This window comes from Iodobacter sp. CM08 (assembly GCF_033446605.1).
In the GTDB taxonomy this organism is placed as follows: Bacteria; Pseudomonadota; Gammaproteobacteria; order Burkholderiales; family Chitinibacteraceae; genus Iodobacter.
In genome coordinates this window covers 17,774-37,710 of sequence record NZ_JAWQUO010000023.1, presented here as the reverse complement: position 1 = coordinate 37,710, position 19,937 = coordinate 17,774, and the positions used below count along the sequence as shown (strand labels likewise).

The window sequence follows — 19,937 nt, the reverse complement described above, 5'->3', positions numbered from 1 at the left end:
ACGATTCATCGATGGATGCTTCAAATCCACCCTAAGTTCAATGTGCAGCGGGGCTTAAAATCGCTTCACTCACAAATTTCTTACGCCAAAAGGCCAGTAAATCACTCTGGGTGATGAGGCCGTAAAAGCGTTCTTTATCAGCGATAACGGCGATTTTGTCGTCGTTAAACACTTGCAGCAAATCTCTAACCGAGGTGTCTGGCGCTAATGTAGTGACTTGGCTGGTCATGGCGGCGCGTACCGGCATAGCAAATTGCTGCGGCTCGCCGTGCACAGACAAGAGTAAATCCCACTCGTCGATAATCCCGACTATTTCACCGTTTTCCAGCACCGGCAATTGCGATACATCGTTGCTGCGCATCCGCTGCCATGCTTGCGAAATTGGCTCGTCTGGGTCGGCAATCAGCGTGGCGCCACTGGCGTGTGGGCGGCTGATGAGATCAGCCAGATTGCCCGTTTTGGCGTTTTCTATCATGCCCTGATCGATCATCCAATGATCGTTATACATTTTGCTTAAATACTTATTGCCGCTATCGCCAATAAAGGTCACCACGCGTTTGGGCGTGGTCTGCTCGCGGCAATAACGTAGCGCAGCGGCCAGCAACGTGCCGGACGATGCACCGGCAAATAACCCCTCGGCCTGCAGCAACGCGCGGCCGGTTTCAAAGCTTTCTTTATCGCTGATGCGGTAGCTGCGCTTAATTAAGCTGCCGTCAAACTGCGGCGGCACAAAATCTTCGCCTATGCCCTCAACCAGCCAGCTGCCTGCGCTGCCAAAAGCACCGGTTTCCACGTAATCCGCCAGAATCGATCCCACTGGGTCGGCCAATACAAACTCGGTTTGCGGGGAAACGCGGGCAAAAAAGCGGGATAAGCCCGTTAGCGTGCCACTTGAGCCTACGCCCACCACCACCGCATCCACTTTTTCTTCTAGCTGACGCCAGATTTCTGGCCCCGTGGTTTTTTCATGTGCGGCGGGGTTGGCCGGATTACTAAACTGATCAATATATAAAGCACCCGGAATCGATTGCGCCACGCGGCGGGCTTTGTCCTGATAATAATCAGGGTGGCCCTTGCCCACATCAGAGCGGGTCAGAATCACTTGCGCCCCTAAGGCCTGTAAATTCAATACTTTTTCGCGGCTCATTTTATCTGGCACAATCAGCACGGTGCGATAACCCTTACGCCCCGCCACCAGTGCCAAGCCTAGGCCGGTATTGCCTGCAGTGGCCTCCACAATAGTACCGCCAGGCTTTAACTGCCCGCTTTGCTCGGCGGCTTCAATCATTGAAAGCGCCACGCGATCTTTAATTGAGCCGCCTGGATTTTGGTTTTCCAGCTTTACAAATAAGCGACAGAGACCGGTATCCAGCTGGGTGATTTCTACCAGTGGCGTATTGCCGATCAAAGATAAAATGGATGCTGAAGTCATTGACTAAACTCTTTCTGTAGTTTTAATACCGGCTGACAAACAAAAATCAGGATAATGCCTTGCCGCCACATCCAGATGTGAGCGCGCTCGGCCTTTTAGTACGTTTTCACCTACATGGCTAAACAATGGGTTCGCCGGATCAACTGACACCGCCGCCAACTGCTTGCTAAGCTCAGCCGGCAGCTGCAGTAAAGGCACGGCAGCATCCAGCCTTGGCCCCATAAAGAACGCGTAAGACAAACGCTCAATCCCCACGGGTGGAGACACCACTCTATGTAAGGTGGCTTGCAAATAGCCGCCAGAAGCCAGCTCTAGTAGCTCGCCAATATTCACCACAAACGTGCCAGGCAAAGGGGGCGCATCGAGCCAGCCCTGAGATGTGGCCACCTGCAAGCCAGACTGCTTATCCTGCATCACCAAGGTCAGCAGCCCCGCATCTTTATGCGCGCCCACCCCTTGCCCCGCTTGCCCTATACCCGGATAACGAATCATCTTTAAATGCTGAAACGGCTCGCCACGGTAAAGCGCTGCAAAGATATCTTCTGGCTGGCCCAATGCCAGCGCAAAAGCCTGCATCAGCCGCTCACAAATTGCACTTAAACTATCTTGCCAAAACAACAAACCCGCTTTTAATGCAGGCAGGCTTTCCGGCCATTGATTGGGGCCTTGCAAACGCCGCCATGCAGGCTCTGTATCAAGGGCCGCTCGGCCCTCATTCATCGTGTCAAATTGCTCGCGCTGATCGGCCCGCCCTGCAGTCAGCTCGCCCCCTTGGCGGGTATAGCCGCGAAAATGCGGTGAATTCACCATACCCACCGCCATTTTCTCGGCCTGGCTTAAAGCAAAAAACTGCCTTGCTAAGGTCAGCATGTCCTGCTGGTAGCCCTCACTGATGCCATGACCACGCAAATAAAAAAACCCGTAATCCCGCGCGGCATGGCGCAGATCACGCAAGAATTCATCACGATTTTCACTATAAAACAGGGATAAATCTAAAACAGGCAAGCTCATTTAAACACCTCGATCACTTTGTAAACACGGCAGGCTCCACGGTGCAGCATCGACAAGAGATGAGTAAAAAAGAGTGTTTAGACATATAGGCCTCTATCGATCAAAATATTATTTAAACTGTTTTTTTAGACTCATTTAGTCTATAAAGGCTAGCTTAGCCGGTTTTTATATCGTTTGGCTATAAAAAATTACTTTAATATTATTATTTTATGTTTTTGATTGGCACAGGGCTGTGCCTTTAAGGGGGGTACGATAAGGCACGCCACAAGCTGAACAAAAAGTAAGCAAAGCCAAGAAAAAATCTAAAAAATCACCTTCGTATGCCTTTTGCTCATTTTTGTGGTTGACCTGAGATTATCGGCATGAGGGGAGATAACCCCTAGGGGGCGCTGCTTTAAACTGACAAGCAAACCACAGCGAGCTGTCTACTAGCTAGGTAGAGGCGTTGTACTTTGCGCATTAAAGGTCTAAAACAAAAACATGATTTACCTAATCCTAGCGCCAGATCTGAATAACAAGACCAGCTAAGCAGAGATACATAAACCACGATGAAAAACCTTCTGCTAATACCACTAGATAAGAGATATAAAACGGTTATTTTGTGCGGCCTTTATTTGGATTAGAAAATGAAATCAACGTTTTTGACTCTAATCATACTAAGCGGCCCAGCACTGGCATTAACCTTAACCACCGAGGATTACCCGCCGTTTAATATCTTGGATGCCAAAAGCCAAAAGGTCAGTGGAATCTCTACTGAGAAAGTGATTGAAATAATGTTGCGTGCCAAAGAAAACTACACCATAACCGCCTATCCTTGGGTACGGGCTTATCAATTAGCCCAAAAAGAGCGCGACACCTGCGTTTTTTCAACCACCCGCACCCCCGAGCGCGAAGCGCTGTTTCAATGGGTGGGACCATTGGTCAAAAATAATTGGTATATCTTTGCCAAACAAGGTGATACACGTGCACCTAAAAATCTAGATGAATTAAAGCCTTATTCTATTGGTACTTATCGCGGCGATGCGATTGCAGAGTATTTAATTAAAAAAGGTTTTAAAGTAGATCTTGCAAAAACAGATGAAGATAACCCACAAAAACTATTAAAAAATCGTTTTGATTTTTGGGCGACGGGTGAGCTACTTGGGCTAGCCATTTTAAAAAGAAAAAACTTATCAGATAAGATAACACCCATTTTTTTATTTAATCAATCAGAAATGTACCTTGCCTGTAATATCAATATGGATAATAAAAAAATAAATTTTTATAATAAAATATTGCAAGGCATGGATAAAGACGGTAGTAATTTATCCATAGAAAATAAATATAGAAAATAAAGCGCTTTACAAACTATAGGCTAAAATCGCTATTTACTCCTCGTCGTCCAGCCCCTTGTTTTTGTCTTAGTCAAAATTACCATGTCATTGCCACTTAAAAATTCTGTTCAGCACTGTGCAACTATGCGAATATTGCATTTGAAAACATTTATTTAGATCAAAAAGGAATATACAAATGCGCAAATTCTTGCTTGCTGCAGCTTTACTAGGTTTTACAATTCACGCGGGTGCAGCCGATTTACTCGATACCATTAAACAACGCGGCACGTTAAAAATTGCGGTAGAAGGCACTTACCCACCGTTTAATTACAAAGAAAACAATGAATTAACGGGTTTTGAAGTTGAGCTAGCTAAAGCTTTAGCACAAAAACTAGGGGTAAAAGCAGAGTTTAGTACCAGTGAGTGGAGTGCCATGCTGGCTGGCTTACAAGCTGGCAAGTACGATATTGTGATTAACCAAGTAGGCATCACCGACAAGCGCAAGGAGACCTTTGATTTTTCTGAGCCTTACACGCTATCTAGCCCGCAGCTGATTGTGCGTAGCAATGAAACCCGCGTATTCAAAAGCTTAGATGATTTAAAAGGTAAAAAACTAGGCTTAGGTCAAGGCACTAACTATGCCGATATCGCCAAGGCAGTAGGTGGAATCGACGTTAAAACCTATCCAGGCTCCCAAGAATATTTGCAAGATTTAGCGCTTAGCCGCATTGATGCTGCGCTGAACGATAGCTTGCTGATTCCTTATATCGTGAAGAAAACCAAATTGCCACTGAAAGCCGGTGCGCCACTGGGTGATATCGAAAAATCAGGCATTCCTTTTGTAAAAGGTAACCCTAAATTTAAGGCATCCTTAAATAAAGCCTTGGCGGATTTGCAAGCAGATGGTAGTTTCACCAAAATATCTAAGAAATGGTTTGATCGTGATGTGAGCAAACCGCCGGTTGCACAGTAAAATAGCGGCATAGCACATCAAAATACATAGCCCACGAGTTATACGAAAAAATGCAATATTTCATCTGCTCGTGTATTTCGTGGACTAAAAATCGTTGTATGTAATATCAACCAGTAAATGTAAGATCTACACCCCCTGTTACGACTGGGGGTTTTTATTTTTGGAGCAAGGAAATGGATTTACCCAGCTTAATACAGCTACTTAAAGACGCGTTTCCAATTTTGCTGCATGGCGCGGGCTATACGCTCTTTTTAGCGATCGCTTCCATGCTAGGCGGCTTACTTATCGCCATCTTGGTGGTTTTGATCCGGCTGAGTAAAATCCCCGTGTTATCACAAATATGCGCCGTTTATGTCAGCTGTATTCGCGGCACACCACTGTTGGTGCAATTATTTGTCATTTATTTTGGCCTACCCAGCATTGGCATCCAGTTTGAGCCGCTCACCGCGGGTGTTTTAGCTTTAAGCCTCAATGTGGGTGGTTATTTATCTGAAACGCTACGTGGCTCTATCAATGGCATTACCCAAGGGCAATGGGATGCCGGTAAAAGCCTAGGTCTAACAAATAGCCAAACACTGCGTTACGTGGTTGCTCCGCAAGCTTTACGCCTAGCTGTACCCAGCTTATCTAATAGCCTGATTAGCCTAATTAAAGATACCTCACTCGTATCCGTTATTTCGGTCAGCGAGCTTATGCTTGCCAGTAAGGAAGTCATCGCCACCACCTTTCAGCCCTTTCCTCTCTATTTAATGGCCGCCGCCATTTACTGGCTGTTAAGCGCATCCTTTGAAACAGTACAACGCAAGCTAGAAGTAAAGCTAAACCAAATGTATATTAGGTAAGATGCAAGGCAACAGAATATAAATAAGCCATGCAGCATCCGCCGCTGCTTACTATAAAAGCACCTTGATCTCACTTACCTGAGTAAGTCATGCTGCAATTACCAGAACTAATTGAGCTGGAAGACATTATCTTGCAAGCAGGAAATGTCTTACGTGTGCAACAGCACGGCGAGGTTAAAAGGCACGAAGTGAGCTTTCCGCTCTATAGCATCAGCATGGGCAGCACAGCACTAGATGCCCCTGTGCTGGGATTTTTTGGCGGGGTGCATGGCTTAGAGCGGATTGGTAGCCAAATTGTGTTGGCATTCCTACGCTCGCTCTTAGTCAGGTTGCGCTGGGATAGTGGCTTACAGCACACCCTAAAAAACATGCGTTTGGTGTTTATGCCGCTCATTAACCCAATTGGCATCGCCCGAGGCACACGTAGCAATGGCTACGGGGTAGATTTAATGCGCAATGCGCCAATTGAATCCGCAGAAAAAACGTCTTTTCTAGTCGGTGGGCATAGAATTAGCCCGCATCTGCCTTGGTATCGAGGCGAATTAAACGCAAGCATGGAATTAGAAAATCAAGCGCTTTGCAATGTGGTTAAATCCCAATTACTCAATAGCCCATTTAGTATTGCACTCGATTGCCACTCTGGCTTTGGCCTAAGAGATAGACTGTGGTTTCCCTATGCCCATACGCGGATTCCTTTTCCTAATTTAGCCGAAGTTTATGCACTTAAAGCCTTATTTGATCAAAGCTACCCACATCATCCTTATGTAATTGAACCACAGGCTTTGCAGTATTGTACCCACGGCGATATTTGGGATTATTTATATACAGAAAATAGTGGGAGTGGTCAGTTTTTTTTACCACTGACTTTAGAATTAGGCTCTTGGCTATGGGTTAAAAAAAACCCACGCCAATTAATGTCTTTATTAGGCTTATTTAACCCAATTGTGCCACATCGCCAACAAAGAGTATTGCGCAGTCATTTATTATTATTTGAATTTTTATTACGTGCAGTTCACGATCACAGCAAATGGCTACCTAAAGCCAATCATTATATTAATTGCAAACAAGAAGCCGAAGCGCTTTGGTACGGAATTATATGAAAACATGGGTGCTATTACGTGGGCTAATGCGTGAATCTCGGCATTGGGGTGATTTTATTACCAAAGCGCAAGCGGCTTGGCCCAATGATAAGATCATCACTATTGATTGGCCAGGCAATGGCGTATTACATCAGCAAGCTAGCCTCAGCCATATTGAAGCAATGGTAGAGCATATCCGGCAAAGCTTAGCAACACAGCCCAGCCCCTATCATGTATTAGCCATTTCATTAGGTGCAATGGCAGCTGTAGCTTGGGCTAAAGCGTTTCCAGAAGAAATAAGCGCCTGCATACTCATCAATACCAGCTTAAGGCCGATAAATCCTTTTTATCAGCGGCTAAGGCCCCACAGCTACCCTGCCTTGCTGCGTTTATTAATCAGCAGCCCCAAGGAAAAAGAGCGGATTATTTTACAATTAACCAGCCAAACTCGACCCCAAGCTGTATTAAACGATTGGATGGCAATGCAACGCCAATACCCCATTAACACCCTAAATATCCTGCGCCAATTACTAGCTGCAATGCGCTATAAAGCCAGCCAACCCAATGTACCCATTTTGCTATTATCTGGTGGAGTAGATCAATTAGTGAGCCCCACTTGCTCACAAACACTAGCCAAAAAATGGCAAGTGCCCTGCTTAGTTCACCCCCAGGCAGGGCACGATTTACCATTAGATGATGGCGAATGGGTATTGCAGGCCATTAAAGAATATTTAACTGCGCGACATTAATTCTTTATCCAACTCTTCAATACACGCCAGCATTTGATTGCGGCACTGCTCAATTAAAGCAGGTAAATCATTCTGTGTTAAACCAGTAGTAGAAATAGGCTCTAGCGAGCGCATGAGTACCTCTGCAGAATGCCAATTATTTAACCGCATATGATTACTATAAGTGCTCACACAGACCGGTAAAATAGGCACACCCGCATTAATTGCCATTTGAAATGCACCCTTTTTAAAAGGTAATAAGCCACGACCTTTATTGCGGGTGCCTTCAACAAACACCCAAATAGACGTGTCTTTATGTTGCAAGGTATCGGTTGTGGTCAGCATGGCTTTTTTAGCCCGCTGTGCATTGCCTCTATCGATCAGCACATTTCCCGCCAACCAAAATAGCTGACCAAAAAATGGAATCCATTTCAGGCTTTTTTTACCAATGGTCACGGTACGTGCAGGCACAGCACGGCCAAATACAAATAAATCATAATTAGACTGGTGATTAGCCACAATCACACAAGAGCGTTGATGCTCTAACAGGCCTTTGATCTCTGCCCTTACCTTAAAGCCAAGAATAGGCATGGCAGGTAGCGAGTAAAGACGGCCACAGAGGCGGCTATTATCAGGATTAAATGGGCGACAAAGGCCAATCAGGATGCCAATCATGCCAGCGACAATAAAGTGTAGCGACATCAACAGCATTCGAAGCAAATAAAGCATACAAGCGCCCATGGCAATAAAGGGCAGCAGTGTACGGATCTATCCTCTATTTCACAATTAAAGTTGCTAAATAGCAACTTAAGCGGCATCAATTAGATAAATAATTGCATCACACAATGCTCTGCCTTACGCGGTACATGCAAAAAAGTTAAGGCCAATAGTAAGGGCGCGATAAATTGCGCCCCAATGCAATTAAGCAGCAACCGGCACAATACGTAATTCTACGCGGCGATTTAAGCTACGGCCTGCTTCCGTTTCATTGCTGGAGCGTGGCTCAGCCTTGCCACGGCCTGATGCATCAAGACGTACTGCATTTACATTGCGGCTAACAAAGTAATCCGCCACCGATTGAGCGCGGCGCTCTGATACGCTTTGATTTACCGTTACGCTACCGGTGTTGTCGGTATGGCCAACAATAGAAATAGATGTTTTGCCATATTGATTCACAATTTTGGCAATTTTATCTAGCGTTGGGGTATAGCCCGCTTTTAATACCGACGAATTGGTATCAAAACCGGTATTAGAAGTCATGCTCACCAATAAGGATTGATCGGCCATTTTTTGTACGGTGATATCACCACGCTGAATTTCAGCAGCTAATTGCTGTTGAAAATCCTTGGTTTGCTTATCCATATAGTAACCAATCCCACCACCCGCCAAACCACCGCCAATAGCACCAATCAGCGCACCTTTGCCACGGTTATTATGATTAATGGCGGCCCCTGCAGCAGCACCACCAACTACACCAATTAAAGCGCCCAGCTCGGTTTTATTAAAATCACGCTTTTCCCCTAAATCATTGGTGGCACACGCTGAAAGTAATAAAGCTAAAATAAGTGGCAGAGTAATACGCACGATGATTCCTTTTATTTTTTGAAAGGCAAATATTGGGCCTACCCGTATAGCAAGTACGCCCAATGCCAATTCAATATTTATTTAATGAATATATGCCTGATTATAAACGCCTGAGGCATAATATAAATCAAAATGATTTGGGCATATTACCCAGTATGGGTGAGGTAAAACACAGCAATGGCGAGGCTTAAGCCAAACAAAAGCCTGCCCCCACCACCTTATGCCTAATAAATAACAACAAAATTCTTAATCAGCCACTTTTAATTCATTCAAAATGCTTAAAGCCACCGCTTCAGCAATTTTAATCCCATCTACCCCCGCCGATAAAATCCCCCCCGCATAGCCAGCACCTTCGCCTGCAGGGAATAAGCCTTTGGTATTGATGCTTTGCAAGCTGTCGTTATCACGTTTAATCCGCACTGGCGACGAGGTACGCGTTTCTACGCCGGTAAACAGTGCATCAGCCATACCAAAGCCTTTGATTTGCTTATCAAAAGCAGGCATTGCCTCACGAATGGCGGTAATGGCGTATTCAGGTAGGCAATCGCTTAAATCAGTGAGATGTACACCCGGGGTATAGGACGGCACCACCACGCCAAACTCGGTGGATGGCTTGCCAGCAAGGAAATCACCCAGCTTTTGCGCAGGGGCTTGGTAGCTGCTGCCGCCCACTTCAAAAGCTTTGCTTTCCCATTTACGTTGCAGCTCAATCCCTGCCAGCGGATGGCCAGGGAAATCGATCTCGGGCGTAATCCCCACCACAATCGCCGCATTGGCATTGCGCTCATTGCGGGAATACTGGCTCATGCCGTTGGTCACCACGCGTCCTGGCTCGGATGCGGCCGCCACCACCGTGCCACCAGGGCACATACAGAAGCTATACACCGAGCGGCCATTGCTGGCGTGATGCACCAATTTATAATCCGCAGCACCCAAAATAGGATGGCCAGCACTAGCACCAAAGCGAGCGGTATCAATCAGCGCTTGCGGGTGTTCTACACGGAATCCAAGAGAGAACGGCTTGGCCTCCATATACACGCCCTGCTCAAATAGCTTGTAAAAGGTATCCCTAGCGCTATGACCAATCGCCAGCACCACGTGCTTAGACAAGATTTTTTCGCCGTTCGCCAGCTCAACGCCTTCAACTTGGCCATCAGCCAAAATCAGCTGCTCTACCTTGCTAGAGAACCGCACTTCACCGCCCAGCTCAATAATATTGGCGCGCATGCTTTCTACCATACTCACCAAGCGGAAAGTACCGATATGCGGCTTGCTGACATACATGATTTCATCTGGCGCACCGGCTTTTACAAATTCTTGTAAAACTTTATAACCTAAATGCTTAGGGTCTTTAATTTGGCTGTAAAGCTTACCGTCAGAAAAGGTGCCCGCGCCGCCTTCACCGTATTGCACATTGGATTCAGGATTCAGCTCGCCCTTGCGCCATAGGCCCCAAGTATCTTTAGTGCGCTCACGTACTGCCTTACCACGCTCAAGGATAATCGGCTTAAAGCCCATTTGTGCCAGCAACAAGCCAGCAAACAAGCCACAGGGGCCAGTGCCAATTACCACCGGGCGATCTACCAACCCCGCTGGTGCGCTGCCCACATACTGATATTCAATATCGGGTGTAAGCATAATATGACGATCGCTGCTTAAGCGCTTAAGCACTGCGGCCTCTTGCTTAACTTCGGCATCTAAGGAGTAGATTAGCAAAATTGCAGTACGCTTACGCGCATCGTAGCTGCGCTTAAAAATACTAAAGCTAATCAGATCATTGCTAGAGATAGCCAAGCGCTTCAGCAGCGCCTGTTTTAATTCTTCTTCCGAATGATCAAGCGGTAGTTTTACTTCATTGATTCTTAACATTCTGTCTTTCCGAAATTCAAGGTGCGCAAACGGCGCTGATTTACATATTTTATGTGATGCTAGAAAACACCTGCCATCAAATATGCAAACAAGCCAACTAATTCAGTTCAGCCCGCTATTTTGCCGGTTTTCTAGCCCGCTTGCAGCACTATGGCATGGCAAATAAAGCCACCAAGACTTTAAACTGCTAAATATTGAGCTAAGCCATGGTGATTCTTTCAAAACCCATTCCTCAAGCCAATAATATCCTTATCAAACAAAAGCCATCGGCAACAAAATTTAAATGAAATAGCACCGCTTTATACTTGCTTAGCAACTTTCATTAAAAGATGAACAAAAATAAGCATAAAACGCTCACTGCATTAAAAACTTCATCTATTTGCAACACAACTGCAGTCTTACTGCAAACTTTTGCCCCTATGCTCGCGCCTTCACTCAAAAACCATAAGAGAAGAGAAGAGATGCGTGTTTCACTATTAGCAGGCCTGATCAGCAGCACGCTGGCCTTAGCTGCATGTAATAACAGCGACGATACCCCAGCAACACCGGTCACACCTCCCCCTGCAGCCGGCACCAAGCTTGATTTGGCCGTATTGCAAACCACCGACCTGCACGCCAATGTGCTGAGCTACGACTATTACAAAACCACCGAAGACAATACCCTTGGTTTTGAGCGTACTGCCACCCTGATTGATGCTGCGCGTAAAGAAAACCCAAATAACTTGCTAGTAGACGATGGCGATACCATTCAAGGCACCTCGCTTTCTGACTACCAAGCGCAAATCGAGCCAGTTAAATGTGATACGCCACTGGCGATTCACAAAGTAATGAACCTCATGAAATATGATGCCGGTAATATCGGTAATCATGAGTTTAACTACGGCCTAAAATATCTTGGTCAAGTGACTGGCTCATCCATGAAATCTGGCCCAGAAGCCGGTCAAAAATGCGCAGGCCCAGATTTCCCACTGGTTACTTCTAACGTGAATAACGCTGGCGACGGCAAACCTTTATTTGAGCCTTACGTCATTCTGGATCGCACCTTTAAAAGCACCGATGGCAAAGATATCAAGCTAAAAGTGGGCGTGATCGGTTTTACCCCACCAGGCATTATGGATTGGGATAAACGTAACCTGGAAGGCAAAGTCAGCGTATTGGGTATTGTGGACGCGGCAAAAAAATACGTGCCTGAAATGAAAGCCAAGGGTGCAGATATCGTGGTAGCGCTGGCACACAGCGGTATTTCTACTGCTGAAAACAGCCCAGCCTTGGAAAACGCGGTTTACTACCTTGCGAAAGATGTGCCAGGTATTACCGCCATTGTTTCCGGCCACTCACACAGCACATTCCCTGATGGCAAAAACTACAAAGACATGAAGGGAGTGGATAATGTCAAAGGCCTTGTGAATGGTGTTCCTACCGTGATGTCTGGCTTCTGGGGCAACACACTGGGCGTGCTGAAACTGAATCTAGAATTTGACGGTAAGGTTTGGAAAACCAATGATTCACAAGGCGTACTGAAGCCTGTCAGCACAAAAGACGCTGCGGGTAAGGTGACAGCGGTAGAAGTGAAACCAGAAATTGCTAAGCTGGTTGATAAAGAACATCAAGGCACCATCAAGTACGTGAGCGCGGGTGTGGGCAAGAGCGAATACCGCATCAGCTCTTTCTTCTCACAAATTGCCCCAACGTCAGCAATTCAGCTGATTAACTTGGCGCAAACCGACTACGTCAGCAAGTTTGTGAAAGCAAATCTGCCTAAATATGCCAATCTGCCGATCCTGTCCGCAGCTGCGCCATTTAAAATGAATTTTAAAGGCACGGGCTATACCGATATTGCAACGGGCGATGTGGCGATTAAAAATATTGCCGATTTATATCTCTACCCTAATACCCTGCAAGCGGTAAAAATTAATGGTGCTGCGGTAAAACTGTGGCTGGAAAAATCAGCCGAGCAGTTTAACCAAATTGACCCAACTAAAACTACCGATCAGCCTTTGATTGCCAGCGCATTCCCATCGTATAACTTTGACCAAATCACCGGCATCAGCTACGAAATAGACGTAACAAAAGACAAAGGCAGCCGCATTGTTAATATCACCTTGGGTGGCAAGGCCATTGACCCAACGGCTGAGTTTATTGTGGTGACCAATAACTACCGTGCCAGCGGTGGCGGTGGCTTTGCTGGCCTTGATGGTAGCCAGATTGTGGTTGATAGCGGTGGCGATGCTAACCGTGACATCATCGTTAGCTATGTAAAAGAGCAAAAAACGCTGACCTTAGCCAAACAAGGCGCAGTGGCTAACTGGCGCTTTGCCAAGGTTAAAACAGCTGGTAAGGTGACTTTTGAAACGTCATCAGACAAAGCCGTTAAAGACGTGGCAGCCATGGAAAAAATCAGCAATATCACCTTTGAGTCAACTAAAGCAGATAACAGCGCCTCGGTATTTAGTATCGACCTTTCTAAATAATGACTTGATTTGATATAAAAATCCCTGAGGTGCAAGCCTCAGGGATTTGGAGTTTTTATGAAAGTATTATCTAAACCTGCATTGGTTTTACTGGCTATGGCACTCCTTGCAGCAGGCACATTTATCCTTAAAGAATACCGCCAGCAGCAGCAAGCCCAGCTCCTCTCTATGCCTAATATGGCTGTAGAACAATTACGCCTTAATGCAGATGGTGGCAAAAATCGTTTACAAGAGCTCGCTCAAGCGGGGCATCCACTGGCCGCGCGCTTATTTGCTGAGCAATCAAGTGATAAATCAGAGGCGGCAAAATGGTATGAGAAAGCCGCCGAAGCCGGCGATCAAAAAGCACGTTTCCAGCTGGCCATGGCCTATTTAAAAGGTGATGGCGTCAATGAAGACAAACAAAAAGCCAGATTATTATTGAGTACTGCAGGCCAGTTAGGCATTTACCGGCTAGGTATAATGACGCTAAAAGGCGAAGGTGGCCCTAAAGATCAGGCCAAGGGAATCGAGCTCATCAATACTGCAGCCCAAAACCAAGACCCTGCCGCGATTTACACCCTAGGCAACTGGTATCGCTACGGCGATTATGTAAAACAAGACGATAAAATGGCAATCAGCCATTACAAGCAAGCCGCCAACCTACAATACGTGCCTGCCCTACAAGAGCTAGCGCTGGCTTTTGAAATGGGTGAAATGGGCCTAGATATCAACCCTGTGCAAGCGCATTCCCTCAGCGAAATGGCGGGCCATATCAGCCATTGCAAACAAGATCATAGTAATAAGGTCGTGATGTTTGATTAAGGCCCGCCAACCACCGTTGCACGCAGCCAGCCTCCGGCTTGTCGATCTCTACAGCGCCCTGTAGAATCGCTACTGAGTTGGGTTCTAGTGGCAACCCAGCGCCAAAACACTAGAAAAACTAAAAACCCGCATAAAGCCTCGCTTTAGCGGGTTTTTTTATGGCTATCAATACAAATATAAGCACAGGGAAAAATATAGGGGGCGGCTTGCTACGCCCTATGCTGTGTCAACACTTGCAATAGATTGATCTCAGTTAATCACTTAAGGGTTAACGATCAATCAATTGCCCTTAAGTTGACCTGATTATGTCTCTTGCTCAACGGGCTCTGTGTAGATGGATTTCTTGAGTGCTTGATTTGGTTTTGGAGCTGCTAGGGCGGGTAAAACCCGAGCAATGCCGAATAAACACGCGGGTTTCACCCCAATCCTATCAACTTAAGGGCAATGTTTTAATTGTTAAACAGGCTTCAACTTGGATTGCACTATTGCAAGCATTTAAAACATCGTAGGGTGGGCGCGTTTTTTTGCCCGCGTATCCGCGTGGGCAAGATAAACCGCCTTGCCCACCCTACATGTTGGTTAAATCTTAAGTTGATAGGATTGGGGCTTTATTTCCCAAACAGGGCGCAGCAAGCAGCGCCCCTAAGATACTGATGGTTTTTTTCAGGATGGTGGCCCATTTTCGTATGTAATGCCTTTGATAAATTTTAATTTTCCATATTTTTTAGCTTGAGACTTTAGCCATGCCGCATCACTCCCCTGCCATTTTCTTAATGGGCCCAACCGCCAGCGGTAAGACCGCCAGCGCCATTCATTTACTGGAAAGCGGCTTGCCGGTGGAGTTGATTTCGGTTGATTCGGCGTTGGTATTTAAAGATATGGATATTGGCAGTGCCAAGCCAAACGCGGCAGAGCTAGCCCGTGCGCCGCACCATTTGATCGATATTATTTCACCGACTGAAGCCTATTCTGCCGCGCAATTTAGGCGCGATGCACTGGCTTTAATGGCGGATATCACCTCGCGCGGCAAAGTGCCGGTGCTGGTGGGCGGCACCATGCTGTATTACAACACCTTGCAACACGGCATTCATGAATTGCCACAAGCGGATGCCGCGCTGCGGGTGCAAATCCATGAAGAAGCTGAGCTGATCGGCTGGCCTGCCATGCACGCCAAGCTAGCCGCCATCGACCCCATCACGGCAGAGCGGCTTAAACCCGCCGACGCCCAGCGCATCGAGCGCGCCTTAGAGGTCTGCCAGCTCACTGGCCGCAAAATGTCTGATTTACTGGCCGAGCCTGCCAGTGGCGCTTTGCCTTATCGCCTGCTTAAAATTGCCCTACTGCCACAAGATAGACAATGGCTGCACCAGCGCATTGCGCTGCGCTTTGATCAAATGCTGGCGCTTGGTTTACTGGATGAAGTAAGCCGCTTGCGGGCTAAATATGCTTTATCGCTGGAGCTGCCTTCGATGCGCTGCGTGGGCTATCGGCAGGCTTGGGAATACCAGGATGGCTTGGTAGATTATCCCACCATGCGCGAAAAAGGCATCGCCGCCACCCGCCAATTGGCTAAACGCCAGCTGACTTGGATGCGGGGCATGGATGATTTGCTAGAGATTAATTGCCAAGAAAATGATTTGGCAGAACGGGTAAAGGCAGCTGTTACGGGCTGGCTTTAATGTGGCGATTGATCATCGCGCCAGCGCTGCACCCGTCTTTCGGCCCAGCGCTCTAATCCACCACCCAAATTAATCACCAGCAGCGCTAAAATCACCACAAACAGGGCGACATCCACATAGCCAGCACCGCAAGCCAAACCTATCGCAGCAGTAAGCCAGATCGAGGCGGCAGAGGTAAGCCCCTCCACAACATTATCGCTACGATGCACAATTAATCCCGCCCCCAAAAAGCCAATGCCGGTAATCAAGCCTTGAGCCACACGGCTAAAGGCTTGGGCATCGTCATGGCTAATCACGCCATTTAAAGCAATCATCAGCGCCGCGCCCAAAGATACCAAGGCATGGGTGCGTACGCCGGCTGGCTTTTTGTGCATAAAGCGATTGATACCAATCATCCCACCTAAAAACACCGCTACTAGCAAGCGCAAGAAAATATCACCATCTAAAAGCACTCTCATAAAACATCACCACTACTGATCAAGTAAGCCAGCTAGCAAGATAAAGCATAAAACGCTTAACGCGGCATAAAGCTTGCATCGTGTAGTAATTCACCCACGCCATTAATAAAAAACTGCACCCCGATACAAATCAGCATAAAACCCATAATTCTTGATATTGCACTAATGCCTTCATCCCCAAGCACAGCAAATAAACGGCTAGAGGCGCGTAAGGTTAGCCAGCAGATAAAGGCTGTGGCGGCAATGCCCAGTATCAAAAGAAAATACCCCGCCCATACAGGGATATGCCTTTGTGAATGCAAGGTAGAAGACATTGAAATCACCACCGCAATCGAGCCAGGCCCCGCCATCGAAGGCATAGCGAGTGGGGTAAAAGCAATTTCACGCCTGGCACCTAACTCAGGCTTGTCATCAATGGGTGGTGAGGAATCTGGAAACAGCATTCTAAAACCCAGATAAATCACGACCATCCCACCAGCAATACGTAAGCCAGGAATAGAGATATTAAAGAAATCCATAATCAAGCCCCCTGCCATCAGGAAGGTGATTAAGATTCCTGCCATATAGTAGCAAGCCAGTTTAACCTGCTGTTTTCGCTCGGCATCGGATAAATGCACCGATATTCCAGGCAAAATTGCAGCAGTAGAAAGCGGATTAATAATCGGTAAAAGCGCCGTAACTGTCGTTAGGATGTAAGACAGGTACTCTAGTACCAAGCGAAATAAGGTCATCTTGTCCACGCAAAAAAGGGAAGCGTACACTTGAACAGTGCCCTTCCCTTTTATTTAGATCAAGATTAGAGAAAGTTTACGCCGCCGTATTAAACGCTTCTAGCTTGGCTTCGACTACGGAAAAATTCCACACTGGGTAAGCGGGCAAACCATTTGCATAAGGAGGAATCGCCTCACCCATAATCAGCGGTGCAAAATAAGTGTGCGCTGCTGGGGTGATATGAAAGCCATCAGCGCGGATATATTCTGCTGGCAGGTGTTTTTCATGGTTGGCCACTTCTTCCAGCTTCACCGATCCAATCGTCCAAGCATAAGGCGTATCGCTAGTGCGAACGATAGTTGGCATGACGCCGCGCTCACCGGCCAGAGCAAACTTCACTGCGGCTGTACCGGCTGCCATGGCTTGATCTACATCGGTTTGCGATGCCATATGGCGTGCTGCGCGTTGCAGATAATCCGCCACCGCCCAGTGGCACTTGTGGCCTTGAGCTGTTTTGATCAGCTGTGCCAAGTAAGGCGCAACGCCGCCCAGTTGGGCATGACCAAAGGCATCGGTGCCACCCGCTTCGGCAACGAACTTGCCTTCAGCATTTTTAATGCCTTCCGCAGCCACGATCACGCAATAGCCTTCGCGGGCAATGGTTTCTTCAACGGCAGCAAGGAAGGTCGCCGCGTTAAAGGTGACTTCCGGCAGCAAAATCAGGTGCGGTGGCAGATTGCCTTCGCCAGACGCTAAGCCGCTACTTGCGGCAATCCAACCGGTATGGCGGCCCATGACTTCCATAATAAATACTTTGGTGCTGGAGCCGCACATGGATGCAACGTCCATCCCCGCTTCACGCACCGAAGTGCCCACATACTTGGCCACCGAGCCAAAGCCTGGCGAGCAATCTGAATGTGGCAAATCGTTATCAATGGTTTTTGGCACATGAATAGCGGTGAGATCGTAGCCAAGATATTCAGCGTGTGCAGCAATCTTTAAGCAGGTATCGGCCGAATCGCCGCCACCGTTATAAAACAAATAACCAATATCGTGCGCGGCAAATACTTCAAATAAGCGGGTTAGCTCTTTACCAAAGCGCAGCTTATGGCGGCAAGAGCCAAAAGCACCGCCTGGGGATGCGGCTAGCGCGGCTAGCTCTGTTTCGCTCATGCTGGCGGTATCGATCAGCTCTTCAGCCAGCACACCCAACACGCCATTTTTAGCGGCATACATACGGCCAATCTGCTCAGGATGCGCACGGGCAGCAGCAATCACGGCTGCAGCCGAAGCATTAATCACAGGGGTTACACCACCCGATTGGGCGTAAAGCGCGTTTCTAGCCATGATTGAGTTTTCCGAAAATAATAAATTTTAGGCAGGTATTTTGCGCGTTGCAGCATGTTAAGTCATCGGGGCTTTTTGCATTAGGGTTTTAGAGCATGCAAAAAAAAGGGGGCATGCCCACGCACCGGAGCAACGCTCGCTAGCCCTGCGCAGTAAGGCTTATATGCTCAATATGCATTTATTAATGAAACAAAATGCCCAAAATAAGCCAAAATCTACAGATAAAAATTTATACACCCCTGCAACATTAATCTCCTCAATTTATTGACAAAATTTAAAATAAATCTATTTTAAATATGAAATTGACAATGCTTATTAAACTTCATAGCATGCAAAAAAACATTTATGACAAACATTTTTTTGTAAGAAATAAGGCATGTAAAAGGATAAAATGAAAGAAAATTTTAAGCACTTAGCCAGCAAAGTAGCCATACCAGCAATCGATATGAGTGAAGTAGCCAATGAAGTAATCAGCGAAACAAGCTCTTTACTGAATAAAGAAGGTGAAATCAAACAAGGCTATGGCATGGCCAGCGGCATTTTTTCTTTATGCCTAGCTATTCTGTGTTTTTTAGGTGTGATTGCATTTCATTTTCCTGAATATCTCACCACACCTGAGCTGCGCGATGTCTACAACACGGCCGATATCCGCCAAATTATGTTTTTTGCCTTATTGTTTTCTGGCGGCTGGTCATTCAGTAATATTCTTTTAAATCGCAAAAGAAATATTAATTTAGCTGCATTTTTCTTCGTCATGATCACCGTTGCACTGGGTGGATCACGGGTACATGTAGGCGATTACAACCATGAAAATACTTATTATCTAGGGCTAGATTGGTTTATTCTTGATCTACTTGGCTCATCCATTATTTTTGTGCTTCTAGAAAAAATGTTCCCACTTTATAAAGGGCAAACATTATTTAGAAAAGCATGGCAAAACGATTTAATTCATTTTGGCTTTAACCATCTTTTAATTGGCTTTATGCTACTAGTCGTCAATTTCACGATTCACTATGGCTTTGGCTGGCTGGTCAAACACTCATTACAAGAATTTATTCAGAGTATTTGGTTCTTCCCACAATTATTGCTATGTATTTTTATTGCCGATTTCGTTGAATACTGGACTCACCGCTCCTACCATGAAGTCCCTTTTTTATGGAAATATCACTCTATACATCACAGCTCTGAAGTTATGGATTGGCTAGCAGGATCAAGACTGCATATCCTTGAAATTATTGTGACACGCGTCTTAATCCTTGGCGCGCTTTATGTGATGGGATTTAGCAAAAATGTATTGGATATGTATATCCTGATTGTAGGGTTTCAGTCGGTATTTAATCATTCAAACGTGCATCTTAACTGGGGGCCTTTACGTTATATCTTGGTCACGCCTGATTTTCACCACTGGCATCACTCATCCGACGATATTGCCATTGATAAAAATTATGCCGCTCACTTCGCGTTTATTGACTATATTTTTGGCTCTGCCGTTGATTCAGAGAAGCAGTTTCCAGATAAATATGGCGTCGTTGGCAATTATGTCCCGCATGGTTTTTTAAAGCAGCAACTCTTCCCGTTCAAATTGCAAAAATAATATTAACTATAAAAAATGCCCCGGTTCAGATCGGGGCATTTT

At 46.4% G+C, this 19,937-nt stretch carries 18 protein-coding genes; 10 read left to right on the top strand and 8 right to left on the bottom strand.

What is annotated here, in order from left to right; translation table 11 throughout:
- Positions 1 to 37: 37 nt before the first annotated feature.
- Both R6242_RS14110 and R6242_RS14105 read right to left on the bottom strand, forming a co-directional pair.
- Positions 38 to 1,432, bottom strand: coding sequence for a cystathionine beta-synthase (locus tag R6242_RS14110; protein ID WP_318427824.1), 1,395 nt, complete (start codon positions 1,430 to 1,432; stop codon positions 38 to 40).
- Between the two features lie 3 nt (positions 1,433 to 1,435).
- A complete protein-coding gene (locus tag R6242_RS14105; RefSeq protein ID WP_318427821.1) occupies positions 1,436 to 2,443 on the bottom strand; it encodes an isopenicillin N synthase family dioxygenase in 1,008 nt (335 codons plus the stop codon).
- 626 nt (positions 2,444 to 3,069) lie between these two features.
- Between R6242_RS14105 and R6242_RS14100 the strand changes: the two genes are divergently transcribed.
- From R6242_RS14100 to R6242_RS14080, 5 genes are all read left to right on the top strand, one after another.
- Complete coding sequence (locus R6242_RS14100; RefSeq protein WP_318427818.1) at positions 3,070 to 3,777, top strand: ABC transporter substrate-binding protein; 708 nt, start codon at positions 3,070 to 3,072, stop codon at positions 3,775 to 3,777.
- Between the two features lie 175 nt (positions 3,778 to 3,952).
- Positions 3,953 to 4,729 carry a transporter substrate-binding domain-containing protein gene (locus R6242_RS14095; RefSeq protein ID WP_293932862.1) on the top strand — a complete coding sequence of 259 codons (777 nt, stop codon included), beginning with the start codon at positions 3,953 to 3,955 and terminating at the stop codon, positions 4,727 to 4,729.
- 173 nt (positions 4,730 to 4,902) lie between these two features.
- The gene (locus R6242_RS14090) at positions 4,903 to 5,571 is read left to right on the top strand and encodes an amino acid ABC transporter permease (RefSeq protein WP_318427812.1); all 669 of its coding nucleotides are present in this window, start codon (positions 4,903 to 4,905) and stop codon (positions 5,569 to 5,571) included.
- A gap of 89 nt (positions 5,572 to 5,660) precedes the next feature.
- Positions 5,661 to 6,671, top strand: a complete 1,011-nt coding sequence (locus tag R6242_RS14085) for a M14 family zinc carboxypeptidase (protein ID WP_318427808.1) — start codon at positions 5,661 to 5,663, stop codon at positions 6,669 to 6,671.
- Positions 6,668 to 7,399: an alpha/beta hydrolase gene (locus R6242_RS14080; protein ID WP_318427806.1), complete on the top strand. Its 732-nt coding sequence runs from the start codon at positions 6,668 to 6,670 to the stop codon at positions 7,397 to 7,399. Before R6242_RS14085 ends, R6242_RS14080 begins: the two co-directional genes overlap by 4 nt.
- Here the strand turns inward: R6242_RS14080 and R6242_RS14075 are convergent.
- The 3 genes from R6242_RS14075 to R6242_RS14065 all read right to left on the bottom strand — a co-directional run bounded on the left by R6242_RS14075 (position 7,382) and on the right by R6242_RS14065 (position 10,831).
- On the bottom strand, positions 7,382 to 8,107 hold the full coding sequence (locus R6242_RS14075) for a 1-acylglycerol-3-phosphate O-acyltransferase (protein ID WP_318427805.1): 726 nt from the start codon (positions 8,105 to 8,107) through the stop codon (positions 7,382 to 7,384). The genes R6242_RS14080 and R6242_RS14075 overlap by 18 nt on opposite strands.
- 192 nt (positions 8,108 to 8,299) lie before the next feature.
- Complete coding sequence (locus R6242_RS14070; protein ID WP_318427804.1) at positions 8,300 to 8,962, bottom strand: OmpA family protein; 663 nt, start codon at positions 8,960 to 8,962, stop codon at positions 8,300 to 8,302.
- A gap of 246 nt (positions 8,963 to 9,208) precedes the next feature.
- A complete protein-coding gene (locus R6242_RS14065) occupies positions 9,209 to 10,831 on the bottom strand; it encodes an NAD(P)/FAD-dependent oxidoreductase (RefSeq protein WP_318427803.1) in 1,623 nt (540 codons plus the stop codon).
- A gap of 461 nt (positions 10,832 to 11,292) precedes the next feature.
- Here R6242_RS14065 and R6242_RS14060 point away from each other — a divergent pair, with 461 nt between their 5' ends.
- From R6242_RS14060 to miaA, 4 genes are all read left to right on the top strand, one after another.
- Entirely contained in the window at positions 11,293 to 13,302 is a 2,010-nt protein-coding gene (locus R6242_RS14060; RefSeq protein WP_318427802.1) for a bifunctional 2',3'-cyclic-nucleotide 2'-phosphodiesterase/3'-nucleotidase, read from the top strand.
- Positions 13,303 to 13,359: 57 nt separating this feature from the next.
- Positions 13,360 to 14,106, top strand: coding sequence for a tetratricopeptide repeat protein (locus R6242_RS14055; protein ID WP_318427801.1), 747 nt, complete (start codon positions 13,360 to 13,362; stop codon positions 14,104 to 14,106).
- Between the two features lie 347 nt (positions 14,107 to 14,453).
- A complete protein-coding gene (locus R6242_RS14050) occupies positions 14,454 to 14,615 on the top strand; it encodes a hypothetical protein (protein ID WP_318427800.1) in 162 nt (53 codons plus the stop codon).
- A 234-nt stretch (positions 14,616 to 14,849) separates the two neighbouring features.
- The gene (gene miaA, locus R6242_RS14045) at positions 14,850 to 15,785 is read left to right on the top strand and encodes a tRNA (adenosine(37)-N6)-dimethylallyltransferase MiaA (RefSeq protein WP_318427798.1); all 936 of its coding nucleotides are present in this window, start codon (positions 14,850 to 14,852) and stop codon (positions 15,783 to 15,785) included.
- Here miaA and R6242_RS14040 read toward each other — a convergent pair.
- The 3 genes from R6242_RS14040 to R6242_RS14030 all read right to left on the bottom strand — a co-directional run bounded on the left by R6242_RS14040 (position 15,782) and on the right by R6242_RS14030 (position 18,301).
- A complete protein-coding gene (locus R6242_RS14040) occupies positions 15,782 to 16,243 on the bottom strand; it encodes an MgtC/SapB family protein (protein WP_318427795.1) in 462 nt (153 codons plus the stop codon). The genes miaA and R6242_RS14040 overlap by 4 nt on opposite strands.
- A gap of 56 nt (positions 16,244 to 16,299) precedes the next feature.
- Positions 16,300 to 16,974: a MarC family NAAT transporter gene (locus R6242_RS14035; protein WP_293932882.1), complete on the bottom strand. Its 675-nt coding sequence runs from the start codon at positions 16,972 to 16,974 to the stop codon at positions 16,300 to 16,302.
- Positions 16,975 to 17,050: 76 nt separating this feature from the next.
- The gene (locus R6242_RS14030) at positions 17,051 to 18,301 is read right to left on the bottom strand and encodes a 6-phosphofructokinase (RefSeq protein WP_318427792.1); all 1,251 of its coding nucleotides are present in this window, start codon (positions 18,299 to 18,301) and stop codon (positions 17,051 to 17,053) included.
- A gap of 391 nt (positions 18,302 to 18,692) precedes the next feature.
- On the opposite strand from R6242_RS14030, the gene R6242_RS14025 reads away from it, so the two are divergent.
- Positions 18,693 to 19,895 (top strand): sterol desaturase family protein, encoded by a 1,203-nt coding sequence (locus R6242_RS14025; protein WP_318427790.1) that lies wholly within the window; start codon positions 18,693 to 18,695, stop codon positions 19,893 to 19,895.
- Positions 19,896 to 19,937: the final 42 nt, after the last annotated feature.